Here is a 6,022-nt window from a genome sequence, read left to right on the forward strand (position 1 = left end):
AATTGCAGGCCGCGCCGCCCGCCCGGCTTCGGCGCGCGGGTGTAGACGGCCGCAATCTCGTGGCCATGCGCGACCAGCTCGAGCAGCGTCGGCACGGAGAAATCGGGCGTGCCCATGAAGATGAGGCGGAGGGGCATCAACAGAACTCGCTGCGTTCCCTCCCCCCTTGCGGGGGAGGGTTAGGGAGAGGGGCGCCACACGACGCGCTCTTTCAGAATGAGCGCAGATTGGTTCATTGCCCCGGTTGGACCATTTGCTGGGCTACCCCTCTCCCCCACCCTCCCCCGCAAGGGGGGAGGCAGCGCAGGGGAGCGTGCGGCAACGCCAATTGCTTACAACTCACTCCGCCCGCTTGGCGGCTTTTTCGAACTTCTTGATCACGCGGTCGCGCTTGAGCTTCGAGAGGTAGTCGACGAACAGGACGCCGTTGAGGTGGTCGATCTCATGCTGGATGCAGGTGGCGTAGAGGCCTTCGGCGTCCTCCTCGTGCACCTTGCCGTCGAGATCGGTGAAGCGCACTCGCACCTTCGCAGGGCGCTCCACCTCCTCGTAATATTCGGGGATCGAGAGGCAACCTTCCTCGTAGACCGACAGCTCCTCGGAGGACGCGATGATCTCGGGGTTGATGAAGACGCGTGGCAGCGGCGTGGTCTCGCCGTTCTCATCGCGCTTGGCGAGGTCCATGGTGATCAGCCGCAGCGGCTGCGCGATCTGGATCGCGGCGAGGCCAATGCCGGGCGCGTCGTACATGGTCTCGAACATGTCGTCGGCAAGCTTGCGGATCTCCGAGGTGACCTTCTCGATCGGCTTGGAGACCAGGCGCAGCTGCTTGTCGGGCAGGATGATGATTTCTCTGAGGGCCATGGCCGCGATTTAAGCCGCATGCCGGATGCGGTCAATGCGGTGGGGAACCCCGTTAACCCCTCGCTAACCATAAAACTTCGCTTTTCGTTAACCATAAAAATTAGGGAGTGGTTAACCCCTGACGTTCCCTCTTCGTTCGCGAATATCGGCGAATCGCGTTAGAAGGGCACATGAACGAGATTATTTTCCTGATTGGCGACTGGCCGGTGCGCATCATCGATGCGCTGATCGGCTTCGGTGCGCTCGTCCTCATCCTGCTGGTGGTGATTGCGGTGGTGATCGCGCGCTCCGGGCGACGCGGCGCGGAACTCGCGATGGCGCACGCGATCCGGGCCGACGAGCTCGAGGAGCGGCTGAGCGAGGTGCTGCGCGCCCAGAGCGAATCCTCTGGACGGGTCGACGCCATGACCCAGGCGCTGGCGGGACGTCAGGCCGAGATGGCGCGGGCGGTCAACGAGCGGCTGGATTCGGTGACCCATCGCGTCGGCCAGTCCATGGAACACTCGACCCGCAACACCATGGAGAGCCTGCGCGCGCTGCACGAGCGGCTCGGCATCATCGACAGTGCCCACAAGAATCTCACCGACCTCACCACGCAGGTGACGACCTTGCGCGACGTGCTCGCCAACAAGCAGTCGCGCGGCGCTTTCGGCCAGGCGCGGATGGAGGCGATCGTCCAGGACGGACTTCCCAAAGGCGCCTACGAGTTCCAGTTCACGCTCTCGACCGGCAAGCGGCCCGATTGCGTCGTGTTCCTGCCGGACCAGCGCCCGCTCTGCATCGACGCCAAGTTTCCGCTGGAGGCGATGACGGCCCTGCACGATGCCCGCACCGACGAGGAGCGGCGCGTTGCCACGCAGCGCCTGCGCGGCGACGTGATGAAGCATGTCAGCGACATCGCCGAGAAATATCTGGTCACCGGCGAGACCCAGGAGATGGCGCTGATGTTCGTGCCGTCGGAATCGGTCTACGCCGAGATCCATGACGGCTTCGACGACGTGATCCAGAAAGCCTACCGCGCCCGCGTCGTGCTGGTGTCGCCCTCGCTCTTGATGCTCGCGATCCAGGTGATGCAGCAGATCATGAAGGACGCGCGCATGCGCGATGCCGCCGACCAGATCCAGACTGAAGTGATCAAGCTGGGCGACGATCTCGGCCGCCTCAGGGATCGCGTGGTCAAACTGCAGAAGCATTTTTCCGATGCGAACGAGGACGTCCGCCAGATCCTCATCTCCGCCGACAAGATCGAGAAGCGCGCCGGACGGATCGAGGAGCTCGATTTCAGCAAGAGCGACGCGCCGGAAGGGTCGCGGCTGGTGGCCACGGGCGCAGGCGAGCTGTTTCCGCGGAAGCTCCAGGCGGGGGAGTGATTCTCTTCTGAGATCCGGTACGCTGCCAGCCCAATTTCACTGTCGTCGCCGGCTTGACCGGGCGACCCAGTATCCCAGAGACGGCAGATCGGCGGAACGCTCTACTTGGAGTAACCAGCGACCTCATTCGCCGGGTCGCACAGCACAAGCTGAAGCTCATCGAGAGCTTCGCGAAAGACTACGATGTCGTGAGGCTGGTCTACTTCGAGCAGTTCGATGACCCCGAGAACGCGATCACGAGAGAGAAGCGGCTGAAGAAGTGGAAGCGTGACTGGAAGGCCGCGCTGATCGAGAGAGACAATCCGGACTGGAACGACCTCTATCCGGAGATCGCTGGTCCTCCATAACTCCGGCCTCTGGAATACTGGATCGCCCGGTCAAGCCGGGCGACGACATCTCACTCTTGGCCATCAGAATCTGCTAACACCTCCCCATGACCGCACCCGACGCGACCTCCCCCGCCGCGACTTCCGCTGTCCCGACCTCCTGGCGCGAAAGTCTTGCCGTGTACCTGCAGCCGCGGGTTCTGATCGTGTTGTTCCTCGGCTTCTCCTCCGGCCTGCCGCTGGCGCTGTCGGGCTCGACGCTGCTGGTGTGGATGCGCGAGGCCGGGGTCGATCTCAAGACCATCGGGCTGTTCGCGCTGGTCGGCACGCCTTACACGCTGAAATTCCTGTGGGCGCCGTTGGTGGATGCACTGCATGTGCCGCTGTTCACGCGCGCCTTCGGGCGGCGGCGCGGCTGGCTGCTGTTCTCGCAATTGCTGCTGATCGTCGCCATCCTGCTGCTGGCGATGACCGATCCGGCGCAGTCCCCGTTCTACGTCGCGCTCGGCGCGCTGCTGGTGGCGACGACGTCATCGACGCAGGACATCGTGGTCGATGCCTTCCGCGTCGAGAGCCTGCCGGAGAGCGAGCAGGCCGCCGGCATGGCGGCTTACGTCGCGGCCTATCGCATCGGCATGCTGGTCTCGACCGCGGGCGCGCTGTTCATCGTCTCCGGTTTCGAAAGCACCGGCATCACCCGCACCTCAGCCTGGATGTGGGGCTATGTGGTGATGGCGGCGATGGTGCTGATCGGGACGATCACGGCGCTGGCCGCGACCGAGCCCGGGCAATCGGTCCAGGCTGAAGCTGCTGCGAAAACAGGGACCGCGTTCACGCGCGTGCTGCAGGCGGCGATCGGCGCTTTCTCGGAATTCTTGTCACGGAAGGACGCGCTCGCCGCACTCGCCTTCGTCGTGTTGTTCAAGTTCACCGACGCCTTTTCAGGCACGATGACCGCGCCGTTCGTGATCGACCTCGGCTTCACCCGCAACGACTATGCGGCGATCGTGAAGGGCGTCGGCTTAGCTGCGACCCTGATCGGCGGCTTTGCCGGCGGCTTCGTCGCGCGGCGCTATCCGCTGGCGGCATCGCTCTGGATCGGCGGCGTGGTGCAGGCGCTGGCCAATCTGTCCTTCTCCTGGCTGGCCGTGGTCGGCACCAATCAATGGGCGCTGGCCTTCGCCATCTGCGCCGAGAATTTCACCAGCGCCATCGGCACCGTGATCTTCGTCGCCTATCTCTCCGCGCTGTGCCAGAACCCGCTGCACACGGCGACGCAATATGCGCTGCTTACCGCGCTTGCGGCGGTGGGACGGACTTATCTGTCGTCAGGTGCCGGCTTCGTGGCTGCGGCGACCGGCTGGCCGCTGTTCTTCGTGATCTGCGTGCTGGTGGCGATCCCTAGCCTGGTGCTGCTGGCCTGGCTGCAAAAGCGCGGGCATTTCGACGCGCTGGGGCCGGTGCGGGTTTAGAGGTCTCGTAGGGTGGGCAAAGCGAAGCGTGCCCACCACGTCCAAATGGTGGGCACGGCGCTTTGCGCCTTTGCCCACCCTACGGCAGCTCGTCGCGAGGCGACGTCGCCGCCTACTGCTTCTTGATCAGGCTCCACTTCGTGATCACGGCCTCGCTCATCTGGCCGGCATCGCTGGCGCAGGCGATCTCGTCGACCTTGACGGAGATTTCCTTGCCGACGAACGATTTGAGCTGCGTGGCCTGCGCGTCGCTGGAGGTGACGAGCTGGAAGGTCTCGGGGCCGGTCTCGAGATTGCACAGCCCGTTCGGCGCCGGCAAGCGACGCGGCTCGGACGTGATCTGGTACATCGGAATCCGTTTGCCGTTCTTGCCGTCGCGCACCTTCATCGCGTTCAGCTCGCCCGACAGCACGTCGCCATTGTTGATCGGCTTGCCGGGCTTCGACGGCGGCGGAGCGTCGTCACCCTGCGGTGCGGCGATCGCCGGGGTCACCAGCATCGCCATCGTCGCGACCAAAGCCAATCGTGTGGCGAAAAGTTTCGTCATGTCGTCCGTTCCGTGAGATCTCAGGGATTGCTAGAACAGGGTCCGCTGCCGCATTGCTGCCGATAGCGTACCTTCATCGAGATAATCAAGCTCGCCGCCGACGGGAACCCCGTGGGCGAGCCGCGTCACCTTCACATTGGCGTCCTGAAGCAGGTCGGTGATGTAGTGCGCCGTGGTCTGGCCGTCCACCGTCGCATTCAGCGCCAGGATGATTTCGTGCACCTGCGAATCATGGGCGCGCGCGACCAGAGCGTCGATGGTCAGGTCCTGCGGGCCGACGCCGTCGAGCGGCGACAATGTCGCGCCCAGCACATGATAGCGCCCCTGGGTGGCATTGGCCCGCTCCAACGCCCAGAGGTCGGCAACGTCGGCGACGACGACGATGATCGCAGGATCGCGCTTCGGATCGGTGCAGACGGTGCAGGGATTTTGCGTGTCGATGTTGCCGCAGGTCTTGCAGACCTGGACCTTGTCGAGCGCGACCTGGAGGGCCGAGGACAACGGCATCATCAGCGCTTCGCGCTTCTTGATCAGGTGCAGCGCCGCGCGCCGCGCCGAGCGCGGACCGAGGCCCGGCAGCCGTGCGAGCAGCTGGACCAGCCGTTCGATTTCGGGACCTGCAACAGCGCCCATGTTACTGGCCGAACAACCCCGGCGGCAGGCCGAGCCCACCGGTGAGAGCCTGCATCTTCTCCTGCATCGCCGTCTCCGCCTTGCGGCGCGCATCGCCCATGGCGGTGACGAGCAGGTCTTCCAGCACCTCGCGCTCTTCCGGCTTCATCAGCGAGGGATCGATCTTGATGCCCTTCACGTCCATCTTCGCGGTCATACGCACGGCGACGAGGCCGCCGCCGGAGATGCCCTCGACTTCCACGTTGGCGAGTTGCTCCTGCATCTCCTGCATCTTGGATTGCAGCTGCGCCGCCTGCTTCATCATGCCGAGAAAATCAGCCATCGGTACTCGTCCTTGAAAAGACTGGCTCTAGAGATCGTCGTCGCCGTCGGAACCGTCGGGCGGATCGTCACTGCCATAGTCGGTGTTTATATTGGTTTCCGGCGTCTCGGGGGCAAGCCTGCGGACCTCGACGACCTTTGCGCCAGGGAAACGCGACAGCACCTCCTGCACGCGCGGATCGGCCTCGGCGGTACGCGCATGCTCCTGCTTGGCGGCCTGGTTCACCGAGCGCAGCGTCGGCTGGCCCTGCTCGTTGGACACGACGATGGTCCAGCGCCGGCCGGTCCACTGCTCGAACTTCTTCGCGAGCTCGGAGATCATGGTCTTCGCCGCGTTCGGCTCGAGCGCGACCTCCAGCCGGCCCTCCTCGAAACGGACGAGGCGCATGTCGCCTTCGAGCGCGCTCTTGGTCATGATATCGCGCTTCTGCCCGGCGAGCGCGACGAGCTGGGTGAAGCTGGTGACGCGCAGCTGGGGCGCGGCAGCTT

General features: G+C 64.6%; 7 protein-coding genes and 2 pseudogenes. 3 read left to right on the forward strand and 6 right to left on the reverse strand.

What is annotated here, in order from left to right; all coding sequences use genetic code 11:
- Nucleotides 1–137, reverse strand: a pseudogene (locus MOV75_RS24425) (methionyl-tRNA formyltransferase); the annotation flags it as partial.
- Between the two features lie 202 nt (nt 138–339).
- Nucleotides 340–864, reverse strand: coding sequence for a peptide deformylase (gene def / locus MOV75_RS24430; RefSeq protein ID WP_246932120.1), 525 nt, complete (start codon nt 862–864; stop codon nt 340–342).
- A gap of 170 nt (nt 865–1,034) precedes the next feature.
- On the opposite strand from def, the gene MOV75_RS24435 reads away from it, so the two are divergent.
- From MOV75_RS24435 to MOV75_RS24445, 3 genes are all read left to right on the forward strand, one after another.
- A complete protein-coding gene (locus MOV75_RS24435) occupies nt 1,035–2,234 on the forward strand; it encodes a DNA recombination protein RmuC (protein ID WP_247006755.1) in 1,200 nt (399 codons plus the stop codon).
- A gap of 53 nt (nt 2,235–2,287) precedes the next feature.
- On the forward strand, nt 2,288–2,581 hold the full coding sequence (locus tag MOV75_RS24440; RefSeq protein WP_246930811.1) for a GIY-YIG nuclease family protein: 294 nt from the start codon (nt 2,288–2,290) through the stop codon (nt 2,579–2,581).
- Between the two features lie 86 nt (nt 2,582–2,667).
- A complete protein-coding gene (locus tag MOV75_RS24445; RefSeq protein WP_246930813.1) occupies nt 2,668–4,032 on the forward strand; it encodes an MFS transporter in 1,365 nt (454 codons plus the stop codon).
- Between the two features lie 112 nt (nt 4,033–4,144).
- On the opposite strand, the gene MOV75_RS24450 is transcribed toward MOV75_RS24445, so the two are convergent.
- The 4 genes and pseudogenes from MOV75_RS24450 to MOV75_RS24465 all read right to left on the reverse strand — a co-directional run.
- Nucleotides 4,145–4,579: a hypothetical protein gene (locus tag MOV75_RS24450; protein WP_246930815.1), complete on the reverse strand. Its 435-nt coding sequence runs from the start codon at nt 4,577–4,579 to the stop codon at nt 4,145–4,147.
- 30 nt (nt 4,580–4,609) lie between these two features.
- The gene (recR, locus tag MOV75_RS24455) at nt 4,610–5,212 is read right to left on the reverse strand and encodes a recombination mediator RecR (RefSeq protein ID WP_036026497.1); all 603 of its coding nucleotides are present in this window, start codon (nt 5,210–5,212) and stop codon (nt 4,610–4,612) included.
- A gap of 1 nt (nt 5,213) precedes the next feature.
- On the reverse strand, nt 5,214–5,534 hold the full coding sequence (locus tag MOV75_RS24460) for a YbaB/EbfC family nucleoid-associated protein (RefSeq protein ID WP_246930817.1): 321 nt from the start codon (nt 5,532–5,534) through the stop codon (nt 5,214–5,216).
- A gap of 27 nt (nt 5,535–5,561) precedes the next feature.
- A pseudogene (locus tag MOV75_RS24465) lies at nt 5,562–6,022 on the reverse strand (DNA polymerase III subunit gamma/tau); the annotation flags it as partial.

The sequence above is a fragment of the Bradyrhizobium sp. PRIMUS42 genome, from assembly GCF_023006515.1.
GTDB lineage: Bacteria > Pseudomonadota > Alphaproteobacteria > Rhizobiales > Xanthobacteraceae > Bradyrhizobium.